The organism is Pseudomonas sp. PNPG3, from assembly GCF_023093815.1.
GTDB classification, from domain to species: Bacteria; Pseudomonadota; Gammaproteobacteria; order Pseudomonadales; family Pseudomonadaceae; genus Aquipseudomonas; species Aquipseudomonas asiatica.
The window spans coordinates 1-22,547 of the sequence record NZ_JALLKV010000074.1 but is presented as its reverse complement, the minus strand read 5'-3'; the positions used below and the strand labels follow the sequence as shown (position 1 = coordinate 22,547).

Below are 22,547 nucleotides of genomic sequence, written 5' to 3'. Positions count from 1 at the left end.
ACATCGGTGAGAGAGTGAGAGAAATTATATCCATCCTGTCATTCCTGCGCGTGTTGAGGAGTGACGAAAAGAAACCCGGCCAATGAGCCGGGTTTTTTATTGCCCGAAGAGGCCCTCAAGAGGCCCGACGCCACCTCTGGCGAGGTCAGATTTTTTTTGTGTAGCACGGAACGTTTTGATGGCGCTATGATTCTGATAGGTTGCTAACTAAACAAACATGGAAGACCGTGATTATGAAAACAGTTCTAGCTGCTGCAGCACTGTCCCTTTTTGCTGCGTCTGCCGGAGCAGCTGAGCTTTCCGGTGCGCTGGGTGCGACAAGTCAAGGCGGCATTACGGCGCGTGCAGGCGTTGGCTTTAACTGGGACAAAAGCTGGTTTGAATCCAGTACTGGCCGTCTAACCGGTTACTGGGATGCTGGGTATACCTATTGGGAAGCAGGAGATGCTTCCGGTGGCGCTCACTCGCTGTCCTTTGCGCCAGTTTTCGTTTACGAGTTCGGCAGCGGTAACGTGAAGCCATTCGTTGAGGCTGGCATCGGCCTGGCGGTCTTCTCTGGTACGTCCGCAGGTGACCAGGACTTTGGTTCGGCCTTCAACTTCGAAGACCGCATCGGTGCGGGCTTGAAGATCGGCGAGACGCAGAAGGTTGGCATCCGAGCGATTCACTACTCCAACGCTGGCATTAAGCAGCCCAACGACGGTATCGAGTCGTACTCGCTGTTCTACAGCCACCAGATTTAAAAAAGCACGATCCCTCTTTGCCCGCCCTGTGCGGGCTTTTTTATGCGGATGACACGCTCAGGCAGCTGGGCTAAGTCGGTAGTGGCGTCGATCAAAGCCGTGCGCTCCCTGATCGACTACGCGATGAGAGTCTGGGGTACGTGACCCAGCGAGCCAGACCAGCAAGCCGGGTACGCACCGGCCCTCCGCACCCATTCTGAGCCTCGGTACATGCCGGGGCTTTTTCGTATCTGGAGCATGCAAATGTCCGAAACCAACGAAACCCTCGCGTCATTGCGCTCCAGCATCGAAGCGCTGCACAGCTTTAGCGTCACTCTGCAGATGATGCTCTCGAGCAAGGCAGAAGCCTCTTTCGTTTCAGAGCTTGCATCCCGCGTCACTGCCTGCGAGGGCCGGGTCGCCACCTGCGGAAGTCAGGTCGCAGCCCAGGGCGCGCTGATTGCTGCTCAGGGGCACGCTATTACCCCCCCTTGGCCGCGGATTACCAGCGAGGACAGCGCCAAGGTGAATGCAGACAACGCTCTGGCTACTCCTTTCGTTGTTGTCGATGGCCAGACATTCATCTGCCAGGCAGCTATCGACAGTCTTCTGTACGTCAAAGATCCTGACCGATTAAAGGTGAAGCTGAGCATTAACGAGCAAGGGCAGTACGTCGCTGCCGGCATCGGCATTGGCGTTCAAGACGCTGAGCAACCGAAGCAGCCCAGCGTTACCGACCTCTTGGATCAGACCAAGGCTCAGCTCAGCGAATCACAGCTGGCCACCGAGCTGGAAAGCAGGATCGCACTGATTGAGCAGAGCGATGCTGCTATCGCCGAGCGCCTAACTGAGCTTTCCGTTAAGGTTGATCTTGTTCTGAGGGGGATGGCAGGGAAAGGGGACGCAGCCAGCATTTAGCCATATACTGCCCACCATTTCAGCCTTGATGAGAATCTGGCATGGCAGAGTACGATAAACTAATTAGTGCGATGGCAGAGCGTATGAGCGCATTTGAAGAGCGGATAATTTCATTCGAGCAAAGGCTTGATCGAACTGAGTCTTCAATCGAAAAACTGACCTCGAAGGTCGACAATCTGATCATAGCGATTGGCGAGCAAGCGTCGGATGCACGTCATCTAAGAACAATTTTTGAAGGCTTCGAGAAGATATGTGAAGAGCGCTTCAGAAACTCCCCCAGTAAGCTAGATCTGCGGGAGGAGCTGGAGCGCTTTTCTGAGCGATCTCAAAAGAGGCGCGGGCAAAGCATCACTCTTTGGATCTCGCTTGCTTCTCTCCTGGCATCGATTTGCCTCGTGGCATTCACCGTCTACAAAGGCTAGATCAATCTTCCAGTCCCACGTCTTTCCGTACTTGCCCAATCAGCAGCGCTTTGATCTGGGCGATTGTCATGTCGTCAAGCCCCTCTGGTGCCGGGAAACTAGTAGTCAACGTGGTTCCGGACCCGGCTTTGACCGAGCCGAAGACCGTTGGCTTGAATGGCGGATTTGGGATTAGGTTCTGGAGATTGATCGAGTCAACCTCGAATGTACCTTTGGTCATATTTCACCTGGACTGGATTTTGAAAGTCGCCGGCGGCAATAAATCTTGCCTCCTCACCCGGCAACCCGGCTGAGGCTATGTGAACGGCTAGCCAAACGCCTCGAGCAAGCGATCTGCTCTCGAGCTTTGAGTAAATTAACGCATTCCCTCCCAACAAGTAAGCAATCTATTGATTTGGAGCCCCCTATGGCCGAGCCAAGCACCGGCGCCCTTGCAGTGACCGGCGTACTTGCCAGCGTCGGCCTGGGTGCTTTCTTCCCTGAACTGGACCTGGCCACCCTGGTGGGCGCGTTTGGCGGGGCTTTCTTCTACGTCGTGTACGCCAAGGACATTGGCATGCTTCGCCGCATCGGCTACCTGCTGGCCGGCTGGATCGGTGGCTACCTTGGTGCCGCTGAGATGCTTGGCAGGGCCTGGACGCAAACCGCAGGCTTCAGCGCCTTCGTGTGTGGCGTGCTCTGCGTCGTCACGTTCTCTGGCTTGCTGGAGTGGATGCAGACCGGGCAGATGCCCCGGTGGCTGCAATGGATCACCCGCCAGCGAGCCAGGAAGGAGGGTTGAATGGTTGCTGTTATCCAGGCCGCCTTGTGCGCCGTCATCTTCGTGATGATCGGCCTGCGCTATCGGCCGTACCCCGAAGCCCGCTACAAGCTGGGCGTGTCGCTGATGGCCTGGGCCGCTTGCGCGATTACCGGCATGCAGTTCGTGAGCCTCGTTGGGCGCATAGCACTGCACGGGGATTTCCCGGATGCGTCCTGGTTCAACACCGCGTTCTACCTACTGGCCGCCATCCTGGTGTGCCGGGCCAAGGGAAACGTGGCTAAGATCGTGCGTGTTGACTGACCCGCGCCACAAATTCGAGATGCGCCGTTCTGTGGCGCGAACAGTTGAGGTAATCCCGTGACACTTGCCACTACTATCACCAGCGCCAACATCTCACAACCGGCTCAGCCGCGGATGACGCCCGAGCAGTTCGCCTACTGGCTCAACGGCTTCGCTGAGCTGAATGGCGGCGAGCGCCCAACGCCTGAGCAGTGGAAGTCCATCACTGAGCACTTGCAGGCGGTCTTCGTGAAGGTGACGCCGCAGTACGGCTTTCACGTCGGTGGCTCCGCCCCAGCCCAGGCCCAAGCCGTAACCAAGTTGACCACCAGGGTCGCGGACCAAGGTCAGTCTATCCCTAGCCTGATCTGCTGACATGACCAAGCCGCCTTATACGCCCTGCAAGCTGTATATGGACGGCGCCGATGGCATCGCGGTTGGAGACTACATCACCACCGCTGCCGGATCTCCCTACCTGGTGCAGACGCTTCGAGTGAGCCGCTCCAGGCCAGAGCGCAAGCACATGAACTGCCTACGCTGGCCCATTGCTGAGGTACCGGCTGATGCGCGGTGCTACCAGCTGACCTGGTACCGGAGGTGACCATGCCTGTTGAATTCCAGTGCTCTAGGTGTCGCCATGTGAAGCTTGAGCCCGAGCCTATTGAGCAAGCCAATAACCGATTCCTTTGCCGCGCTTGCTCGATGCGTGACCTGCCGCCGCCAACTACCGAGTGGCGAGGCCGGCCTGCTGGATGGCAACCACCACCAGCACCGCCGCCAATGCGTGGTGGTGAGATATCGCATGCACCAGGTGTCAGCGTGGCAATCGTGACCCTGGTGTTTCTGATGGGCGTGGTAATCGGCACCAAGATGGCAGGAGGTTGGTAATGGCCTGTAGCGGATGCGCCGCCCGGCGCGAATGGTTTAACAAATGGACCAAGGTGGCATATGAGCGAGCCAAGAAAATCCTTGATGGTGGCGACCATCGTGCCGGCACTAAAGAGCAACCCGAACAGCCCTCACCAAGTGATGGGCACCAAGGTTCTGCTGAGTGATGGTAGCGAGCTGCAGGGCGTGCTGGGCGTTGTGCTCAAGGCTTCAGTCGAGAATGGCGCCTGGCACGCGGTGATCACCGTATTGCCCCGCGAGGTTCCCATAGTCTCAGCAGAAGCCCAGGTGGTTGAGGTGGGTGTCTCCAGCCTCAATGACGAATCCCAGCAGTACACGCAGGCGGCACCATGATCAATCCAGAGCATATTCAGAAGCTGAACCCGAAGCAGGGCGACTTGCTGGTGATCAGCGTCCCAACGGTACTCACCTTGGAACAACGAGAGAAGGCTCAGGCAATCCTGCACGCCCAGGCTGAGAGTCTAGGGTTCAAGGCCTTGGTGGTCGACGGCGGTGTCACGGCTCAGCTGCAGCCAAGCATGGCCGACCTGCTGGCCGAGCAACAGAAGCAGACCGCGCTTCTGGAGCAGATCGCGACTCAGAACCTGGCGCTGATCGAAGCACTGGCGGACGGTGAGGATGCTGATCCTGATGCTGTGCCAACGACCTACCTGAGCGGCGCGCCCGTTCTGGCTGGGCGATGATGGGTAAGCTCAACACGCTCAAGAGCCAAGCCAAGATGTTGGAAGTTGCGCCGGTCCAGCAGATCGATCGCACGCAATGGGGATCTGGTCGAGGTGGCAGGCCCTGGCGCCGCATCCGCGACCGCATCCTGCTTCGTGATCAGTACACCTGTCGCAGCTGTGGTGTGGTCACCCAGGAACTAGAGGTTGACCACATCATCAACGTCGCAGAAGGCGGCAGCGATGATGATGCGAACCTCCAGAGCCTGTGCATCCCTTGCCATCAGGCGAAGACCGCAGCTGAGGCTGCCCGAGGCCGTTGAGAGTCGACGCGAGGCACGTCAACTCCCCGAGAAATGACCATTTTTGGTGCATTTAGGGTGGGGGGAGGGGCTGATCTGAAAATCTTTTTCGCTCGGACACCGCGCCCAACTCATTCGCAGATTTTTTCCTGTCAGGAGTTTTTTGTTAATGGCTTTAACACCCAAAAAGCGTCGGTTCATTGACGCTATCAGGGGAGGTGCGTCCAATCGAGACGCGGCCATTGCAGCTGGATGCCCAGAAAAAACGGCATCTGCAGCCGGTTCAAGGCTGGCAAAAGACCCTGATGTGGTTAATGAACTGCACAAGTTGAACGCCCTTCATCCTGTTAAAGGCGCTGTTAACAAAGCGCCGTCCCAAGAGGCCCATGACGAACCCGATGCCGACCCTGGGCCAGCTGGTTTCGACCTCGGTGCAGCCCTGTTTCATCGAGACCCTAAAGACTACCTGTTGGCGGTGATGAACGACGTCAGCTCAGAGCCAAAGCTTCGAGTTGATGCAGCCAAGGCGCTGATGCCGTTCCTGCACCCGCGCAAGGGTGAGGGTGGCAAAAAGGACGAGCGACAGAAGGCGGCGGAGCAGGCGGCGAGTAAATTTTCCCGCCAGGCGCCGCCTCGGTTGGCGGCAGCGAACGGTAAGAAGGTGTAGCGATGGATTGGACCACCGCATGCCCGGACTGGGAGCGGCGGTTGGTTCGTAGGCAGTCGATCATTCCGCCGCCGATCTTTGTCGACGAGGCCGAGCGAGCTGTACAGATCTTCAAGGAGCTCAGGGTTCCTGATCTGCCGGGCAAGCCTCGGATGGCTGACTGCTGTGATGAGTGGGTGCTCGATTTTGTCAGGGCAATCTTCGGCGGATACGACTCGGAGACAGGCAAGCAGCTGATTCGAGAGTTCGGCCTGCTGATCAGCAAAAAGAACACCAAGTCGACAATAGCCGCAGGCATCATGCTGACGGCGTTGATCTTGTGCTGGAGGGAAGAGGAGGAACATCTGATCCTGGCCCCGACCAGGGAAGTTGCCGACAACGCCTTCAAGCCCGCAGCCGCCATGGTTCGCGCGGATGAAGAGCTGTCAGCGATGTTTCATGTGCAGGATCACATCCGCACCATCACAGATCGCACGACGAAGAACAGCCTTAAGGTCGTTGCGGCGGATACCGACACGGTATCTGGCAAAAAGTCCGGCAAGGTGTTGGTTGATGAGCTTTGGGTGTTTGGTAAGAAGCCAGGTGCCGAAGCCATGTTCATGGAGGCACTGGGTGGCCAGGTCTCGAGGGACGAGGGCTGGGTCATCTACCTGACCACGCAAAGTGATGAGCCGCCGGCTGGTGTGTTCAAGGAGCGCCTGCAGTACTGGCGCGACATTCGCGACGGAGTCATCGAGGACCGAAAAACACTCGGAATTCTCTATGAGTTTCCGAAGAGCATGATTCAGGACAAGTCGTACCTGGATCCTGAGAACTTCTACATCACCAACCCCAACCTGGGGCGGTCGGTAAGTGCCGAGTGGCTGCAGGATGAACTTCGCAAAAAACAGAATGCCGGCGATGGCTCTCTGCAGAAATTCCTGGCGAAACACTTAAATATAGAAATCGGCCTGAATCTTCGCTCAGACCGGTGGACCGGTGCTGATTTTTGGAAGGTTCAGGCAGATGAGTCGCTGAGCTTGCAAGCGTTGCTCGACCAGTCGGAAGTTGTGACGGTTGGTATCGACGGCGGCGGGCTCGACGACTTGCTCGGCCTTACAGTGCTTGGGCGCAAATCGGGCACCGACCTTTGGTTGTCTTGCTCGCTTGCCTGGGCACATCCGATTGCGCTGGATCGTCGAAAATCCGAGGAATCCAAGTACCGTGATTTCGAGCGAGATGGCGACCTGATGATTATCGAAGAGCTGCCCGGTGATGTCGCGGCAGTTGCTGATGTGGTTGAAATGATCGACGGCACCGGCCTGCTGGCTGGCGTCGGCATGGACCCTGAGAAAACCCACAAGGTCATGCTTGAGGAGTTGCTGAGGCGAAAGATCGACGAGAAGATCATTTTCGGCATCCCGCAGGGATGGAAGCTGGTGGGGGCGATCAGCATCGCCGAACGCAGACTGGCAGAGCGCAAGCTCTTTCATGCCGATCAGCCGCTGATGGACTGGTGTGTTGGCAACGCCCGTATTGAATCGCGCGCCAACTCGGTGTTGATCACCAAGCAAGCCAGTGGCACGGCCAAGATCGACCCGGTGATGGCGTTGCTCAATGCCGTGTCCCTGATGGCGACCAACCCGTCGCCACCGGCCAAGAAATACCAGATGTTTTTCCTCAACTCGTAGCCGACAGGCTAAGCCAGGCCCGCCCCATGCGGGCTTTTGCATTTCTGGGGTACCCAATGAACAGAGCCTACAGCCTCCTTGAGATCAAGGCGGTGGACGATGACGCGCGGGTGATTACTGGCATCGCCACCACGCCCTCGCCTGACCGTATGGACGATGTTGTTGAGCCAAAGGGCGCGCAATTTAAGTTGCCGATCCCCTTCCTGTGGCAGCACAACCACGATCAGCCGGTAGGGCAGGTAACCAAAGCCACCGTGACGGACGCGGGAATCGAAGTCACGGTGGAGCTGGCCAGGGTCGACGAGCCCGGCACCCTGAAGGACCGTCTCGATGAGGCATGGCAGTCAATCAAAGCCAAGCTTGTCCGCGGGCTATCCATCGGCTTCTCGCCAATTGAGTCGGCCAACATCGACGGCAGTTGGGGTCGCCGCTTCCTCAAATGGGAGTGGCTGGAGCTTTCCGCCGTGACGGTTCCGGCCAACGCCGGTGCCAGCATACAGACCATCAAATCCATCGACCGTGAGCTGCGCGCCGCGACTGGCACATCAGCACTCCCGGTCGTGCGCATCACCCCTGCCGGCGCTTCGGCAACCATCACAAAATCTGCGAAGCCCGAGGAGGGCGATATGAACATTCAGGAACAAATCAAGTCCTTCGAAAGCACCCGCGCTGCCAAGGCTGCCCGCCTCGAAGAAATCATGAGCAAGGCTGCGGAAGAAGGTCGCACCCTGGACGCTTCCGAGTCCGAGGAGTACGACACCATCGAGGGTGAACTGAAGTCCATCGATGGGCACCTGGTGCGCCTGCGCGGCTTGGAAAAGTCCATGGCGGCCGGCGCCAAGCCGATCGATGCTGGCCGCGTCACCAGCGTATCGAAAGGGCACGAGGTCCGCGACAACGCCGTGATCCGAGTAGAGCGCACTCTGCCAAAGGGTACTGCCTTTACTCGCTTCGCTATTGCTCTGGCGCGCTCGAAGGGCAACCTGATGCAGGCCGTGGAAGTTGCCAAGGGCTGGGAAGAGTCCACTCCAGAAGTGGTGACTGTGCTCAAGGCTGCGGTTGTGGCTGGCACCACCACTGATCCGGCCTGGGCCGGCCCACTGGTCGAGTACCAGACGATGGCTAGCGAGTTCATCGAACTGCTGCGCCCACAGACGATCATCGGCAAGATCCAGGGTCTGCGCCGTGTCCCATTCAATATCAAGATGCCAGGTCAGACCTCTGGCTCTAGCGTGGGCTGGGTGGGTGAAGGCAAGCCAAAGCCGGTATCCGCTCTGGCGTTCGACACCACCACCCTGCGCTTCACCAAGGCCGCCGGCATCGTGGTGCTGACCGATGAGCTGGTGCGCTTCAGCAATCCAAGCGCTGAGGCCTTGGTGCAGACCGACCTGACTGCATCGATGGCCCAGTTCCTCGATGTAGCGTTTGTCGATCCGGCTGTTGCCGCAGTGGCCGATGTTTCCCCGGCTTCGATTACCAACGGCGTGACGCCAATCGTCGCCAGCGGCACTACCGCCGATGCCCTGAAGGCTGACGTGAAGCGCCTATTTGCTACTTTCTTGGCTGCCAACATGACCCCTGCTGGTGCGGTCTGGATCATGACACCGACCATGGCGCTGACCATCAGCATGATGACCAACGCCCTAGGCCAGCCGGAGTTCCCGGACATCGACATGAACGGTGGTGTGTTCATGGGCCTGCCGGTAATTGTTTCGGAGAGCGTGCCAGCCAATCCAGGCAGCGGCGATCCTCTGACAGGAGCCGGGCAACGACTGATTCTGGCTAAGGCCTCGGAAATCCTGCTGGCCGACGACGGCGGTGTAACCATCGATGTCAGCCGCGAGGCCTCTCTGCAGATGGACAGCGCTCCGACTGCTGGCGCTACCGAGCTGGTCAGCCTCTGGCAGAACAACATGGTAGCGCTGCGCGCCGAGCGCTTCATCAACTGGAAGCGTCGTCGCCTGCAGGCGGTGGGCTACATCGATTCGGCCAACTACGAGTCCTGATCCACTTGGGCCGGGTGTTCTCCGGCCCTTCCCGCGAGGAATTCACCATGAGAATGGTTGCTCTTAAGGAGTTTCGATATGCCGGCAAGCAGCTGCTGGCAGGCGACCCATTTGAAGCCCGTGAGCGAGACGTAAAGCTGTTGCGGGCTATCAATAACGCCCACACGCCCGATGAGACTGACACTCTGACGGACGACAGCGACAAGCAAGAGAAGACACCGGAGGTTCCGGCGAAGCGCACCTATAAGCGCCGGGACATGAAGGCCGAATAACGGGTGGAGCCGCGATGAAATTGTTCAAATGGGGGGCTCGGACTGAGCAAAAGGCCTTGCGACCCGCTGACAATCGTGGCGGCTGGCTCGGGGTCATCCGAGAGTCGTTCGCAGGCGCCTGGCAGCAGAATATTGAAGTCGATCAAGACACGGTCTTGGCGTTTTCGACCGTGTTCTCGTGTATCACCCTGATCGCTTCAGATATCGCAAAGCTGCGAGTCAAACTGGTTCAATTCACTGACGACAAGATCTGGCAGGAGACTACAAGCCCGTCATTCTCGCCGGTCCTGCGGAAGCCGAACCACTTCCAGAACCGTATCCAGTTTTATGAGTCCTGGGTAACCTCGAAGCTCACGAACGGTAACGCGTACGCCCTCAAGCTGCGCGATGCGCGTGGGGTTGTGATCAAGCTCTACATCCTTGATCCGCGGCGGGTTACACCGCTGGTCGGTGATGATGGCAGTATTTTCTATGACCTCAAGCCGGACAACTTGTCCACACTCGAGCAGGGGGTGGTAGTGCCGGCCAGCGAGATCATCCATGACCGCATGAACTGCCTGTTCCACCCGTTGGTTGGCATTTCGCCGATCTACGCCTGCGGCCTGGCTGCAATGCAAGGCAATGCGATCCAGAACAACTCAGCTAAGTTCTTCCAGAACGGCTCTAAGCCGGGTGGCGTGCTCACTGCGCCTGGCGCTATCAGCGAAGACACCGCCAAACGCCTAAAGGCGCACTGGGATAGCGAATACACCGGGCAAAGCGCTGGCAAGGTGGCCGTCCTGGGCGACGGATTGAAGTATGAGGGCATGGCCATGTCGGCGGCCGACTCGCAGCTCATCGAGCAGCTGAAATGGTCTGCCGAAATCGTCTGCTCGGTTTTCCACGTCCCCGGATACAAGGTTGGCGTCGGGACGCAGCCTACCTACAACAACGCTGAGATCTTGAACCAGGTCTACTACTCCGACTGCCTTCAATCGCTGATCGAGGCACTAGAGCTGTGCCTGGATGAGGGACTGGAACTGCCGGCGCAGTACGGCACCGAGTTCGATCTTGACGGCCTGCTGCGGATGGATACGGCCTCGCTTTACAAGGCGAACAATGACGCCTTGGGCGGCGGCTGGATGAAGCCGAACGAGGCCCGTAGACGTGCAGGGCTTCCCCCTGTCGAGGGCGGTGATTCGCCAATGATCCAGCAGCAGAACTACAGTTTGGCCGCTATCGCCCGCCGCGATGCCCAGGCGGATCCATTCGCTACTGCGCCGGCTGCACCCGCCGCCGCGGCACCGACTGAACCAGTAGATCCATCCGATGAAGAACTGGACGACCAAGCGCGTCTATTCGCGCTTCTGGTCGAGAAGGAGTGGAACTTTGAATCTGCGTGAGCTTGAAGCACAGGCCAAAGCCCTGGCCCCGGTCCTCAAGGGATTGGTCGAAAAGGCTCTCGCCGCATTTCGCCTGGATCTATCGAAGGATCTTGATGATCGTGATGCTGCTCTACGAGCAGGCTTTGAAAAATCAGTCAAAGCCATACCGCTTCCCGATGTTGAAGTGATTGCTGCCGAGGCCGCCAAGCGGATTCCCTTGCCTGAGAACGGCAAGGACGCCGATCCGGAGTTGGTGCGTCAGGCGGTCGCCGATGAGGTAGGCAGGCTGCCCGTGCCGAAAGACGGCACCTCGGTGACCCTGGACGACATTGCCCCGATGCTGGAACAGGCGGTGAAAGCCGCAGTAGAGGCACTGCCTCCGGCCGAAGCTGGCAAGAGCGTGTCGGCGGAGGAGGTGCGTCCCCTGATCGTTGAAGAGCTTGCCAAGTTGCCTGCTCCCAAGGACGGGGCGTCGGTGACCCTGGATGACGTGACGCCGGTGATCCAGCAGGCGGTACAAGAGGCTGTAGATTCGCTGCCTCCGGCTGAACCTGGCAAAAGTCTAACCGCGGAAGATGTACGGCCCCTCGTCGCTGAGGAAGTCGCGAAGATCCCAGCCCCCAAGGACGGCACCTCGGTCACTCTGGAGGATGTGGCTCCGATGCTGCTTAGGGCGGTAAAGGAGGCGGTAGACGCGTTGCCGGCCGCCGAGTCAGCGAGCAGCCTTACCCCTGATGACCTGCGGCCCCTGATAGCAGAGGAGGTTGCAAAGGCCATGCAGTCGCTTGCACTGCCCAAAGATGGAGAGCCAGGTCGAGATGCATTGCAGCTTGAGATCTTGCCGGAGATTGTGGTCGAGAGATCCTATGCTCGCGGCACATACGCCAAGCACCTAGGCGGCCTTTGGCGATCATTCGAGCGCACCCATGGCATGAAGGGATGGGAGTGCATCGTGGAAGGGCTAAGTGCAGCCCAGGTCGAGCCGAGCGGGGAGCGAGGGCTTGAACTGTCCTTGGTTCTTTCAAGCGGCGCCGAAGTGCGGAAGACCTTGAGTCTGCCAGTGATGATCTATCGCGGGGTCTTTGCGCCAAGCGAGTACCTGCCCGGTGATACAGTGACATGGGCGGGCAGCCTCTGGCACTGCGATGAGGCCACCAGTGACAAGCCAGGCGAAATAGGCAGCAAGGGCTGGCGCCTAGCGGTCAAGCGGGGCAGGGACGGCAAGAATGGAAACCATGGCAAAGACCTGACCAGAGGAGTGCCCGCCTCATGATGTTCATCACGCTGGAGCAAGCAAAATCCCAGCTGCGAGTGGATGACGACGCTGATGACGACGATATCCGAGACAAGATCCTGGAAGCCAGCGACCTTGTGAGGGGATATCTCAAATCCGCTGCTGATGCCTACCTGGACGTAGACGGTGAGGCTATCCCAGGCAAGGTTCCATACGCCGTTAAGGCAGCCACCAAGCTGATGCTGGGCTACCTGTACAACCAGCGCGACAACGACCAAGACCGGGAGTTTGAGCAGGGTATGTTGCCCAGGCCGGTCACTGCGCTTCTCTACCACCTTCGCGACCCGGCCCTAGCATGAGCATTCAAGCAGGAAAGCTGCGACACCGAATCGAGATCCAGCACAAGGTCACGCCCCGCGACCCTGTCACTGGAGAGTTTGGTGAGCCGTCTTGGCAGTTGTTCGCCAAGGTATGGGCGCAGGTGACGCCGCTGTCGGCCCGCGATTTGATCGCCGCGCAGGCTGCGCAGTCGGAGGCCACAGCGCGCATGGTGATCCGGTACCGGGCTGGGTTGTTGTCGACCATGCGCATCGTGTACCGGGGCGAGGTATACAGCATCGAAGGGCCGCCCCTAGCTGATCCCAGCTCTGGGCTGGAGTACCTGACCATGCTGCTTTCCAAGGGGCTGAAAGATGACTGATGGCGTCGAGTTCAGCATCACCGGGCTGGAGGGCCTGCTGGGTAAGCTGGATTCGGTCAGCTATGACATGCGCCGCAAGGGTGGTCGTGCTGCGTTGCGCAAGGCGGCCCAGGTTGTGGTGCAGAAGGCCAAGGAGGGGGCGCAGCGCATTGACGACAGTGCCACCGGTCGCTCTATCGCTGACAACATCGCCCTACGCTGGAATGGGCGGCTGTTCAAGCAGACCGGCGACCTCGGCTTCCGGATCGGCGTACTGCACGGCGCCGTACTCAGGGATGGTGGAGACCTCAGCCCCAACGCACCGACGCCGCACTGGCGTCTGTTCGAGTTCGGTACCGAGAAGATGGCGGCAGCCCCGTTCATGCGCCCGGCTCTGGCCAACAGCATCAGCGAGGTAACCAACACCTTCGTCACCGAATACGAAAAGGCTATTGATCGCGCGATCAAGCGCGCCGCGAAGAGGGCGGCATCCTCATGAAACCACCGATCTACGAAGTTTGTGCAGCTGATCCGGCTGTCGTGGCATTGCTCGGTCCTGACATCATCCGGCTCTATTCCTTCGGCGAAGCGCCGGAGAAAGTGGCGAAGCCCTATGCGGTTTGGCAGTTGGTCAATGGCAGCCCCGAGAACTACCTGGCGGGCCGCCCTGATGTAGATGGCGTAACCCTGCAGGTCGACGTGTACGCCGCCACTGGCGACTCAGCTCGGAAGGTTCGTGACGCTGTCCGCGATGCGATCGAACTGGATGCTTACGTCACCCGCTGGGGCGTCGAGGGGCGCGACCCCGAGACCAAGAATTATCGAGCCAGCTTCGATGTGGACTGGATGGTCCACCGATAGAGCTGCAACAAATCCCGATTGCCCGCCCAGTGCGGGCCTTTCTCTTTTAGGCCGAGAGGCCAACCAAACGCGCAGCCTAAGCCGTATAGCCGATCGGTGGATATTCGTTCATTCGTCCGCCGTGGTTGCGTTTCTTTTCAGGCCGCAGCTAGGGGGCACCCGAAAGCGCCTTCCCTGGGGCGTTGCTGTGGCCGACTTATTTCCAGGGCTATTGCAGGGGATAACACCATGGATAAACTGATTTTTGGCGATACCGAGCTGAGAGTGATCGATCATGGCGGCCAGCCATGTCTGACGCTGTCGGAAGTTGCTGTTGCTCTTTACGGCAAAGGGGGTGACCAAACTGACGCACCCTCTGATTCTGCGATTCGCCAGGTGCAGAAGCTTTACACGCGGCATTCCGATGAGTTCACCAAGACAATGACTGGCATGGTGAAAATGCAGACCCGTGGTGGTGAACAGGAAGTGCGCGTATTCAGCCTTCGCGGCGCTCATCTGCTCGGAATGTTTGCTCGAACTGAGCGCGCCAAGCAGTTCCGCCGCGCGGTCCTTGATGTGTTGGATGAGCAGGTTCGCCAGGGCGAGACGCTCAGCGCCGAGCTTCAGCGAACCCTTCTCGAGTACAGCGGCAAGCAGGCCTTGGCCAGCCTCTGCGGGAAAGGCCTTCGCCAATGGCAGCGGCAGAAGCCTCCACTTGAAGCAAAGCTGAGTGACCTTGCGTCGCAGCTGCAGCCATCACTTCCACTTCACTGACACCACCCCGACGAACGAAAGCCCGCCCAGTGCGGGCTTCGTCGTTTCTGGGACAAGCAAATCCTATCGCCGCAAGGCGACCCCACACGACAGGAGATACCTATGTCGATGAACGCTCAGGGCGCCCAACTCTACGCGCTGCTGCCGCCTGCATCCGGGACTGGCCCAATGACCGTAATGGAGGTGGAGTGCCTTACCGCATTCAACCCCGGCGGCGCCCCTGCTGATCAGATCGATGACACCTGCCTGGCAGACACCGACCGCAAGTACAAAAAAGGCCTGCGCACCCCGGGCCAGGCCACCGCAACGATTCTGGCTGACCCGCGCAACGCCAGTCATGTGCGGATGTTCCAGCTGTCCCAAGACGATAGCGATGAGGACATCCTGTGGGCGCTGGGCTGGTCCGATGGCAAGGGCATTGCCCCAACGGTCAACAGTGCCGGGGACGACTTCGAGCTGCCGGGCACGCGCACCTGGTGCCTTTTCTCCGGCTACGTCGCGGACTTCCCATTCGACTTCGCCAGCAACGCTTCGGTGAGCACCGCTGCCACCATTCAGCGTTCGGGCAAACTCAACTGGGTAGTCAAGGAGAATCCATGAAGCTGACACTTGAAGCGCTCAAGGGCGCTGGTTCGTTCACTGGGCGCCCAGTGGAGAAGGAGATCAAGTGGCGTCAGAACGATACTGAGCTCACCGCGACAGTGTTCGTGCGCCCGTTGGGCTACCAGACTGCAGTCAGTGACGTACTCGCGTTTGGTGGCAAAACAGACAGCATCGCCGGAAAAATCGCCGCATCGATCTGCGATGAACATGGGAATCCCGTGTTCAGCAGCCCGATGGACATTACCCACGGCCCGCTTGATCCGGTCGAACTGGAGGCGGACCCGGAAAGCACCAAGCGCCTGGGTTCTCTCGACGGCGCCTTGACGGTCGCGCTGCTGTGCGCGATCCATGAGGTGAACGACCTGGGAAAGACGCCGAACTCGACGAGCTCGACGAAATCTGGCACGAACTCGTCCTCTGCGGTGTCGGCGGCTGCACCATCGCGCAGGCGCAAGAAAACCTGAGTCTGCGTGAATTCAGGTCTTGGGTGAAGTTCAGGCAGCGCCGTGGCTCGCTGCATCTTGGTATGCGGGTCGAGCGCTCGGTGGCCATGGTCGCCGCGATGATGGCCAACCGGACGCGCGATCCGAAAACGCGGCCTGATCCCTACACAATCCAGGACTTCACGCCGCACGACCAGGATGACAGGCCGATTTCTCTGCAGGAGGCCATCGCGTCTTGGACGTAAGTTTTTCCGTTGTCTGGCGCTGAGATGGTAGATTGCAGGTTTTCGACCAAAGGAACTGGCCATGGAGTTGATCACCGGCACCTCTTACTTGATTTTGGCTGTATCGTTTTTATTGTACTTTCTCCCTATGATGATTGCTTTCAATCGGCATCATGAGAATTATTCTGCGATTTTCATGTTGAACCTGTTCTTAGGGTGGACTGGCATAGTTTGGGTTGTTTGCCTGATATGGGCATTTATAAGCAAGCCAGTCCCGCTTCGACAGGTTGATGCGCCTAGCAAGGCATCCAAGTACGAGGATTTGGAAAGAATATCAGCGCTGAGGAGTAGCGGGGCTTTAACCCCTGAAGAGTTTGACAGGGAAAAGTCTCGAATATTGAAGTGAAATGAAACCCGCCAAGTGCGGGTTTTTTTATCTCCGGAGAAAATAATGGCTTCAAGATCGCTCGGTACTTTGACCCTTGATGTCATTGCTCAGGTAGGCGGTTTCGTTGCCGGCATGGATAAAGCCGAGCGCAGCTCAGAAAAGTGGCGAAAGCAGGTCGAGAAGAATGCCAGGGCGGTAGGCGCAGCGGTCGGCACAGGCATTGCCGCTGGGATAACAGCGCTAACCGCAATGACTATCGCGGCCGTCAATTCAGGGGCGGAAATAAGCAACCTGGCTTCGGTTGCAAACGTCAGCACTTCAGACTTCCAAAAGCTGGCAGTGGGGGCGAAAACTGTAGGCGTGGAGCAAGACAAGCTTGCCGACATTCTCAAAGACGTGAACGACAAGGTTGGCGACTTTCTGAACACTGGCGGCGGCGGGATGAAGGACTTCTTCGATCAGATCGCTCCCAAAGTCGGCGTGACAGCCGATCAGTTCCGAAATCTCAGCGGCAGCCAAGCCCTGGGGTTGTATGTGTCGAGCCTGGAGAAGGCGAAGGTCAGTCAGTCGGATATGACCTTCTATCTTGAGGCGGTTGCAAGTGATGTAACAGCGCTGCTTCCGCTACTTCGAAACAATTCGGAAGGGTTCAAGCGATTTGGCGAGGCCGCCGAAGCGGCCGGCTCAATCATGGATGAAAAAACCATTCGTGCAGCTCAGGAGCTAAAAGCTGCAAATTGGCTAGTGGAGCAATCTATTAGTGGCTTGGGCAATCAAATTACAAGCGCTATGCTCCCGACGCTTGCTAATTTTGCAACCCGGCTGAGCGATACGACCATAAATGGCGTGCTGGCCAAGCAAGTTTCAGACGACTTAGCGGCTAGCCTTCGCGCTTTAGGGAAGTTTGCCGTAGGCACTGTGGCAGGAATCCATCTATTGGGAGTCGGTCTGAAGACCCTTTCCGATCTCGATAACGCTATGGTCGGCGGCGAGCAGGCCAATTGGTGGGATCGATACCTTCCACCAGTCAGGATCTACAATGCGTTCAAGAACGTCGACGCCATGGGCAAGACGCTCAGTGGCGCAACAGCCAAGATGGACGGCCTTGCGACCGGATACGGCAGCCTTATAGCATCTTTCGATGAGAAGCCAGGGCAGGGAAGCACTAACCAGATCAAAGAGCTGGCTGACCTCTGGGAGAGGATGCAAAAAGGGCAGATCGGAAGCTTTACCGCTCTGACCCCGGCGCAACAACAAGCTGCCAAAGCCGCTGAAGCCGCTGCCAAGAAACTCCAGGGCCAGTTCGACACGGCCGAGGAAGGCTACAAGCGACAGATCGAACTGATCAACACATCGACCGACAAGCGCAAGAATGCCACTGAGGTCGACAAGCTCGCCTTTGAGCTTGAGCAAGGAAAGCTCCAGGGGCTTTCAGAGGCGCAAGGCAAGAGGCTTGAGGGGCTGGCGGCTGAACTGGACGCCAAGAAAGCGCTACTCAAGGCCGACCAGGATGCCAAGAAGCTCGCAGCCTTGCAGGCCAACCTCGATGAGGATAACCGAACTGCCAAGGAAGGCCTGGACATGGAGCTTGCTGGCGCTGGCCAGGGCGACAAGTCGCGGGAGCGGTTCCGGGCGTTGCTCGCCATCGAGCAGGACTACAACAAGCAGCGCCGCGAAATGTACAAGGAGTACAAAGAGGCGCTTCTTGCGGAAGACCCTGATGCGGAAGTGAACTACCAGAAAGAGACCGATGCGCTCGATAAGGCCCTGAAGCTTCGGCTTGAGCATCAGCGCAACTTCTACGAGCAGCAGGACGAGATGCAGGGCGACTGGCTCGTTGGCGTTTCAGATGCATGGCAGAACTACGTAGATATCGCTGCCGACTTCAGCGAGCAGGCTGGGGCAGCCACTGAGTCGATACTAAGTGATGCCACGTCGTCGATATCAGGCAGCCTTCAGGGAATCATCAAGGGCACGGAGAGTGTCGGGGATGCCTTTGGCAACCTGGCGGCAACCATGGCTAATTCTGTTCTTGGTGCGCTGACCGACATTGCTGCGAAGTGGATCGTAGTCCAGGCGCTGAAAATGGCAGGCATTACAGCCGAAACCACGGCTACAGTGGCGAGCGAGGCTACCAAGACCACTGCAAAGCTAGCCACTGACGCGGCGTCCACGGCATCGTCGCTCACTGCAACAGCTACTGTCGCGTCGGCCCAGGTGGCGGCTGCGGGCACCACAATGACGGCATGGCTTCCTGCCGCCCTGGTTGCTTCTGTCGGCTCTTTCGGCGCGGCCGCGATTGTTGGCGGCACTGCGCTGCTGGCGGCCTTTGCGCTGATCAAAGGCTTTTCGGGGGGCGGGTACACCGGTGCAGGCGGGGTCAATGAGCCGGCCGGCGTCGTCCACAAGGGCGAGGTTGTTTGGAGTCAAGCAGACATCAAGCGGTTTGGCGGCGTGTCTGCAGTGGAGGCCCTGCGTAAAGGCAAGGCCGCACCGATGGGTGATCTGCGCTCTGCTGGCGATAGCTGGGAGTTGCCACCACAAGTCGCTTCCAGTTCGGACGCTGCGGGTAGCAACACCAACGTGAACCAGGTCTTCAATGTGAACGGCGATGTGAGCCCCCAGACGGTTGCCATGATCGAGCAAATGGGGATGAGGGTAGCTAAATCATTCCAGCAAGACATCAATCGTAACGGCCCGATGATGCAGAGCATCCGCAAGAAAATTTAAGGTATGAGTATGGCGATCGAAGAGTGGCCAGCTGGCGTGTGCCCAGCAGAGATGAGCTGGGGCATGGTTTACAACAACCGAGACTTTACCTCCTCGCTGAACAACAGTCAGCAGATCGTGGGCTATCCGGGTTCGTACTGGAAGTGCTCACTGTCGCTGCCTCCGATGACCCGTGACCGTGACCGGATCGTGACGGCTTTCATGGGGCGACTGCAGGGGCGTTTCGGTACGTTCAAGCTGCCGGCGTTCACGCGAAAGCGGACTGACAACATCGGCGTGCCGGTTGTGCAGGTCGGGGCTGCCATGGCCTCAACCATCACCCTGAGCGGGCTGCAGGGCGGTCGCCGGGTGTTTAGCCAGGGCGATTACATCACCATCGGCGGGGTGATGCATGAGGTGGTTGAGGACGTGGTTTCGAACGGCGATGGCACGGCCATTTTGCCTCTCAACAGACGGTTACGTTCTGCGCTGGTGGTTGGCACCGCGGTGGAGTATCGAAACCCTTATTCGATCATGCGGCTGTCCGAGGACAGTTACACCCTTTCGGTCAGGCCCGTTGTGGCTGAACTGACCATTGAATGTCGGGAGGCCTTCTAATGGCTGCGGTTTTTCCATTTTCCCAATCAGTGCTGAGCATAATTGCTGCTGGCAACTTCACACCTGTATTCGCCTGCGAGCTGGATTTTGCCGACGGCATGGTCAGGGCCCACACGGGCACCGGCCAGTTGATCATCAACGGCTACGCCTACGACGGCGTTGGCACTTTCGGCGAAGTGGGCCAGGCCAGCGAAAGCGCTGATTCGGGCTCCTCTTTGTCCATCGATCTGACGCTGAATGGCCTGGACAGTTACATCCTTTCCCAGACCTCGGTCGCGGGCTGCCGAGGCCGGTCGGCCCGCCTGATGTTCGTCGTCTATGACGAGGCCGGGAATTACGCGGCCGACATCCTGTTCAGCGGCCGTATGGACGCGGCCAAGCTGTCCTACGGCGGCTCGACGGGCGACAGCACGATCACGGTCACCATCATCGACCGGATGGCCGAATGGAACCGGATTGGCACAGAGCGCTGGACGGACGAGAACCACCGCGCCCGTCATGACGGCGACCGCTTCTTCTATGCCGTCGCGCAGATGGCCGAATGGCCCATCTACTGGGGCGCCAAGAAAGACGCGCCGTCCTTCACCTACGAGTAAACGTCATGCGCTATCGAGACTGGCCCACGAGGCTGCACGAGACCATCCAGGCCGCTTTCGAGCGGCCTTTTTTGTGGGGCGAATTTGACTGCTGCCTGTTTGTCGCTGACTGCGCGGCGGCTATCTGTGGCGTTGATCCGGCGAAGGAATACCGCGGGCGATACAAGACGCAGATCGGCGCCAAGCGCGTGATGGCGTCGACGCACGGCTCCGTCGAGGCGGTGCTCGATACCTACTTCGAAAGGGTTGATGTGCAGTTCGCCCAGCGCGGCGACATCGTCAGTTTCGAGAACGCGTCGGGGAAGTGCGTGGCGGTGCTCTGGAGTGGCCGGTATTGGGCGGCTGCTGAGTCTGGTGCTGCAGCCGTTGATTGTGAGCCCTTGGTGGCCTGGAGAGTTGAATAGTGGGCAAATCAATCAAGTCAGTCGTGAAGCTCGTCACCGCGCCGATCAAGGCGATGTACGACCCGGTGGGCGCGTTCAAGGATGTGTTTGGCGGTGTGCAAGGAGTCTTTGCTGGCCTGACTGGTGCGGCAAAGATTTCTGGCGGCCCAAGCTCCGAACCAAGCTCTCAGACCGTTCGCTCGTCGAAAGCCCCGGTGCGCTTCATTCTCGGTCGGGCCAGCACCGGCGGTGTGCTCGCCTGGGTTCAGGAACAGTCTGGCGACCAGACCAGTGGAGAGTGGATTCACATCGTCTACGTGCTGTCCGAGGGCGCCATCGCGGGGGTCGATGAGATCTACGTGGATGAGCGTCCGCTGTCTGACCTGGGGGAGAATGCCACGTCCGAGGTGATCATTGATCCGACCCAGGTGAACGCATTCCTCCTGGCAAACTGCCCAGACTGGCGCCAAGAGCAGATCGGCCGGGGCCTGTCGTTTGTTCGGTTGTCGTTCAAGTATGACGCCGAGAAGTTTCCGTCGGGCATCCCGGATGTGCGTTTCGTGGTCCGTGGGCGCAGCGACATTTATGACCCCCGCAACGGGAATTCCGGCTACTCGGCCAACACAGCGTTGCTGATCCTCTGGTACCTGCGCAACCGCTGCGCGATCCCTGACGACGAAATCATTTTTCAGTCCTTCGCGAGTGCTGCCAACATCTGCGATGAAACCGTCATCGGTCCGGATGGCAAGATGTCGCCCCGTTACTTCGCCGGCGCAGTCATTGGCGCAGATGAAAAGCGCAATACCGTCCTGGATAACCTGCTGTCGGCCTGCGCGGGAACGCTGATCCGGGTTGGCGGGCGCTGGTCGCTTCAGGTGGGCGCCTACTACGGGCCAGCCGACTTCACCATCAACGAAGACATGGTGATCGGCACTGTTGAAGGTACGACCGAGGTCAGCAACAGCGATGCCATCAACACCATGCGCGGGACCTTTGTTGATCCTGCTCAGGCCTGGGCAGAGACCGACTATCCGGAGGTTGCGATTCAGGATTGGATCGCAACAGACGGCGGCGAGCTGGCTGAGTCGCAGTCGTTTGCTTATGTGACAGACGCCTACCTGGCTCAGCGCCTTGCCAACATCAGCCTGCGCCGTCGGCGCTCGGGCGGTTCCCTGTCTGTACCGCTCAACTTCAATGGCTACAACTGCCGCCCGGGGCGTGCAGTCAAGGTCGATCTGCCTTCGCTGAACATCCTGGGCGAATTCATGGTCACCGAATGGACCATGGGCGCTGCCGATGCCTGCAAGGTGACCCTCAAACCGTACGAGCAGGCCATCTTCGATGATGCAGTGGGACAGCCGTACGATCCGCTGGGCTTCATCAATCTGCCTGTTGGCGGCCTTGCTGCTGTCACCGGCCTGGCCTGGACTCCAAGCGGCGTGGCCGAAGTTGTCCAGGGCGTGCTCAGCTGGGCACCGCCAGTGCAGACCGTGCTGAGCTACACGGTGACGATCCGCAAGGGCGCTGAGGTCGTGCAGTCCCTCAAGGTTGGCGGTGAAGCCTCAAGCTGCAATATCAATGGCCTGACCTCTGGCACCTACGCCATGAGCGTCGTTGCCTTCGGCCCCGGCACCCGCTCGGGAGAGGCGACCATCAATGTCAACGTGGGCGGCCCGCCCGTGCCCGAGAGCTGCGCCGTCTATGCGTCGGTTGACACTATCACGCTGGTGCCGGCCAACCTGCAGAACAGCCTCAACGGCGGTACCTATGAGTACTTCTATGCCACCAATCCGTCGGCGCCTATCGCTGACGCTGTATACCTGGGGCAGGGGCTGACCTTCACCCACACCGGCCTGGCGTTCGCGAAGGAGTATTCCTACTACGTTCGCTCGGCGAATGCCTATGGGAAGAGTGACTTCCTGTACGTTCTCGCTGCTACCTCCAGTGACCCGACACAGATGCTCGAGGTGATTGCTGGCCAGATCACCGAGAGCGAGCTGGGCCAGGAGCTGACCAAGCGCATCGATCTTATCGACATGAACGGCCCTGGCTCGGTGAACGAGCGAGTGGGTGCCGCCAAGACCGAGCTGGCTGAGCAGA

The 22,547-nt window shown here is 58.9% G+C and carries 30 protein-coding genes and 1 pseudogene; 30 read left to right on the top strand and 1 reads right to left on the bottom strand.

The genetic code is table 11. The annotated features are described in order from the left end of the window. The first annotated feature begins 233 nt into the window (after positions 1 to 233). The 3 genes from MJ643_RS28020 to MJ643_RS28010 all read left to right on the top strand — a co-directional run bounded on the left by MJ643_RS28020 (position 234) and on the right by MJ643_RS28010 (position 2,062). Positions 234 to 743, top strand: coding sequence for an acyloxyacyl hydrolase (locus MJ643_RS28020; RefSeq protein WP_023661594.1), 510 nt, complete (start codon positions 234 to 236; stop codon positions 741 to 743). Between the two features lie 243 nt (positions 744 to 986). Then, entirely contained in the window at positions 987 to 1,640 is a 654-nt protein-coding gene (locus MJ643_RS28015; RefSeq protein WP_247727165.1) for a hypothetical protein, read from the top strand. 41 nt (positions 1,641 to 1,681) lie between these two features. After that, positions 1,682 to 2,062, top strand: coding sequence for a hypothetical protein (locus tag MJ643_RS28010; RefSeq protein ID WP_038409515.1), 381 nt, complete (start codon positions 1,682 to 1,684; stop codon positions 2,060 to 2,062). Position 2,063: 1 nt separating this feature from the next. Here MJ643_RS28010 and MJ643_RS28005 read toward each other — a convergent pair whose 3' ends face one another. After that, entirely contained in the window at positions 2,064 to 2,282 is a 219-nt protein-coding gene (locus MJ643_RS28005; protein WP_038409517.1) for a hypothetical protein, read from the bottom strand. A 186-nt stretch (positions 2,283 to 2,468) separates the two neighbouring features. On the opposite strand from MJ643_RS28005, the gene MJ643_RS28000 reads away from it, so the two are divergent. The 27 genes and pseudogenes from MJ643_RS28000 to MJ643_RS27870 form a co-directional block, all read left to right on the top strand. Next, positions 2,469 to 2,843: a putative holin gene (locus tag MJ643_RS28000; protein ID WP_247727164.1), complete on the top strand. Its 375-nt coding sequence runs from the start codon at positions 2,469 to 2,471 to the stop codon at positions 2,841 to 2,843. Then, positions 2,844 to 3,125 (top strand): phage holin family protein, encoded by a 282-nt coding sequence (locus MJ643_RS27995; protein WP_247727163.1) that lies wholly within the window; start codon positions 2,844 to 2,846, stop codon positions 3,123 to 3,125. Between the two features lie 57 nt (positions 3,126 to 3,182). Next, the gene (locus tag MJ643_RS27990; protein ID WP_247727162.1) at positions 3,183 to 3,479 is read left to right on the top strand and encodes a hypothetical protein; all 297 of its coding nucleotides are present in this window, start codon (positions 3,183 to 3,185) and stop codon (positions 3,477 to 3,479) included. A 1-nt stretch (position 3,480) separates the two neighbouring features. Continuing rightward, positions 3,481 to 3,705 (top strand): hypothetical protein, encoded by a 225-nt coding sequence (locus MJ643_RS27985; protein ID WP_247727161.1) that lies wholly within the window; start codon positions 3,481 to 3,483, stop codon positions 3,703 to 3,705. Positions 3,706 to 4,052: 347 nt separating this feature from the next. Then, positions 4,053 to 4,346 (top strand): hypothetical protein, encoded by a 294-nt coding sequence (locus tag MJ643_RS27980; protein ID WP_247727160.1) that lies wholly within the window; start codon positions 4,053 to 4,055, stop codon positions 4,344 to 4,346. Next, positions 4,343 to 4,696 carry a hypothetical protein gene (locus MJ643_RS27975; protein ID WP_247727167.1) on the top strand — a complete coding sequence of 118 codons (354 nt, stop codon included), beginning with the start codon at positions 4,343 to 4,345 and terminating at the stop codon, positions 4,694 to 4,696. Before MJ643_RS27980 ends, MJ643_RS27975 begins: the two co-directional genes overlap by 4 nt. Beyond that, positions 4,696 to 4,998: an HNH endonuclease gene (locus MJ643_RS27970; RefSeq protein ID WP_247727159.1), complete on the top strand. Its 303-nt coding sequence runs from the start codon at positions 4,696 to 4,698 to the stop codon at positions 4,996 to 4,998. The genes MJ643_RS27975 and MJ643_RS27970 overlap by 1 nt, the downstream gene beginning before the upstream one ends. Positions 4,999 to 5,146: 148 nt before the next feature. Then, positions 5,147 to 5,644: a terminase small subunit gene (locus tag MJ643_RS27965; RefSeq protein ID WP_247727158.1), complete on the top strand. Its 498-nt coding sequence runs from the start codon at positions 5,147 to 5,149 to the stop codon at positions 5,642 to 5,644. Between the two features lie 2 nt (positions 5,645 to 5,646). Beyond that, on the top strand, positions 5,647 to 7,314 hold the full coding sequence (locus tag MJ643_RS27960) for a terminase TerL endonuclease subunit (protein WP_247727157.1): 1,668 nt from the start codon (positions 5,647 to 5,649) through the stop codon (positions 7,312 to 7,314). A gap of 56 nt (positions 7,315 to 7,370) precedes the next feature. Then, positions 7,371 to 9,320 (top strand): phage major capsid protein, encoded by a 1,950-nt coding sequence (locus MJ643_RS27955; protein ID WP_247727156.1) that lies wholly within the window; start codon positions 7,371 to 7,373, stop codon positions 9,318 to 9,320. Positions 9,321 to 9,373: 53 nt separating this feature from the next. Further along, positions 9,374 to 9,592 carry a hypothetical protein gene (locus MJ643_RS27950; protein ID WP_341786252.1) on the top strand — a complete coding sequence of 73 codons (219 nt, stop codon included), beginning with the start codon at positions 9,374 to 9,376 and terminating at the stop codon, positions 9,590 to 9,592. Positions 9,593 to 9,606: 14 nt separating this feature from the next. After that, positions 9,607 to 10,974: a phage portal protein gene (locus MJ643_RS27945; protein ID WP_247727154.1), complete on the top strand. Its 1,368-nt coding sequence runs from the start codon at positions 9,607 to 9,609 to the stop codon at positions 10,972 to 10,974. Further along, positions 10,961 to 12,229: a phage portal protein gene (locus tag MJ643_RS27940; RefSeq protein ID WP_247727153.1), complete on the top strand. Its 1,269-nt coding sequence runs from the start codon at positions 10,961 to 10,963 to the stop codon at positions 12,227 to 12,229. The genes MJ643_RS27945 and MJ643_RS27940 overlap by 14 nt, the downstream gene beginning before the upstream one ends. After that, the gene (locus MJ643_RS27935) at positions 12,226 to 12,549 is read left to right on the top strand and encodes a head-tail connector protein (RefSeq protein ID WP_247727152.1); all 324 of its coding nucleotides are present in this window, start codon (positions 12,226 to 12,228) and stop codon (positions 12,547 to 12,549) included. Before MJ643_RS27940 ends, MJ643_RS27935 begins: the two co-directional genes overlap by 4 nt. A 2-nt stretch (positions 12,550 to 12,551) precedes the next feature. After that, entirely contained in the window at positions 12,552 to 12,890 is a 339-nt protein-coding gene (locus MJ643_RS27930) for a phage head closure protein (RefSeq protein WP_247727166.1), read from the top strand. Continuing rightward, on the top strand, positions 12,883 to 13,368 hold the full coding sequence (locus tag MJ643_RS27925; protein ID WP_247727151.1) for an HK97-gp10 family putative phage morphogenesis protein: 486 nt from the start codon (positions 12,883 to 12,885) through the stop codon (positions 13,366 to 13,368). The genes MJ643_RS27930 and MJ643_RS27925 overlap by 8 nt, the downstream gene beginning before the upstream one ends. Further along, positions 13,365 to 13,730, top strand: a complete 366-nt coding sequence (locus tag MJ643_RS27920) for a DUF3168 domain-containing protein (protein ID WP_247727150.1) — start codon at positions 13,365 to 13,367, stop codon at positions 13,728 to 13,730. Before MJ643_RS27925 ends, MJ643_RS27920 begins: the two co-directional genes overlap by 4 nt. Positions 13,731 to 13,958: 228 nt before the next feature. Beyond that, positions 13,959 to 14,483 (top strand): hypothetical protein, encoded by a 525-nt coding sequence (locus tag MJ643_RS27915; protein WP_247727149.1) that lies wholly within the window; start codon positions 13,959 to 13,961, stop codon positions 14,481 to 14,483. Positions 14,484 to 14,585: 102 nt separating this feature from the next. Beyond that, positions 14,586 to 15,083, top strand: coding sequence for a phage tail tube protein (locus MJ643_RS27910; protein ID WP_047594955.1), 498 nt, complete (start codon positions 14,586 to 14,588; stop codon positions 15,081 to 15,083). Continuing rightward, complete coding sequence (locus tag MJ643_RS27905; RefSeq protein WP_047594957.1) at positions 15,080 to 15,550, top strand: phage tail assembly chaperone family protein, TAC; 471 nt, start codon at positions 15,080 to 15,082, stop codon at positions 15,548 to 15,550. The genes MJ643_RS27910 and MJ643_RS27905 overlap by 4 nt, the downstream gene beginning before the upstream one ends. 23 nt (positions 15,551 to 15,573) lie before the next feature. After that, positions 15,574 to 15,774: a hypothetical protein gene (locus tag MJ643_RS27900; protein WP_141744289.1), complete on the top strand. Its 201-nt coding sequence runs from the start codon at positions 15,574 to 15,576 to the stop codon at positions 15,772 to 15,774. 61 nt (positions 15,775 to 15,835) lie between these two features. Then, positions 15,836 to 16,159, top strand: a complete 324-nt coding sequence (locus MJ643_RS27895; protein ID WP_197898497.1) for a superinfection immunity protein — start codon at positions 15,836 to 15,838, stop codon at positions 16,157 to 16,159. 45 nt (positions 16,160 to 16,204) lie between these two features. Beyond that, on the top strand, positions 16,205 to 18,871 hold the full coding sequence (locus tag MJ643_RS27890; RefSeq protein ID WP_197898496.1) for a phage tail tape measure C-terminal domain-containing protein: 2,667 nt from the start codon (positions 16,205 to 16,207) through the stop codon (positions 18,869 to 18,871). Positions 18,872 to 18,880: 9 nt separating this feature from the next. Beyond that, positions 18,881 to 19,468, top strand: a complete 588-nt coding sequence (locus MJ643_RS27885) for a hypothetical protein (RefSeq protein ID WP_247727148.1) — start codon at positions 18,881 to 18,883, stop codon at positions 19,466 to 19,468. Then, positions 19,468 to 20,064, top strand: coding sequence for a hypothetical protein (locus tag MJ643_RS27880; RefSeq protein ID WP_247727147.1), 597 nt, complete (start codon positions 19,468 to 19,470; stop codon positions 20,062 to 20,064). The genes MJ643_RS27885 and MJ643_RS27880 overlap by 1 nt, the downstream gene beginning before the upstream one ends. Before the next feature lie 5 nt (positions 20,065 to 20,069). Next, entirely contained in the window at positions 20,070 to 20,468 is a 399-nt protein-coding gene (locus tag MJ643_RS27875) for a hypothetical protein (protein WP_247727146.1), read from the top strand. 53 nt (positions 20,469 to 20,521) lie between these two features. After that, positions 20,522 to 22,547 (top strand): annotated as a pseudogene (locus MJ643_RS27870) (host specificity protein J); the annotation flags it as partial.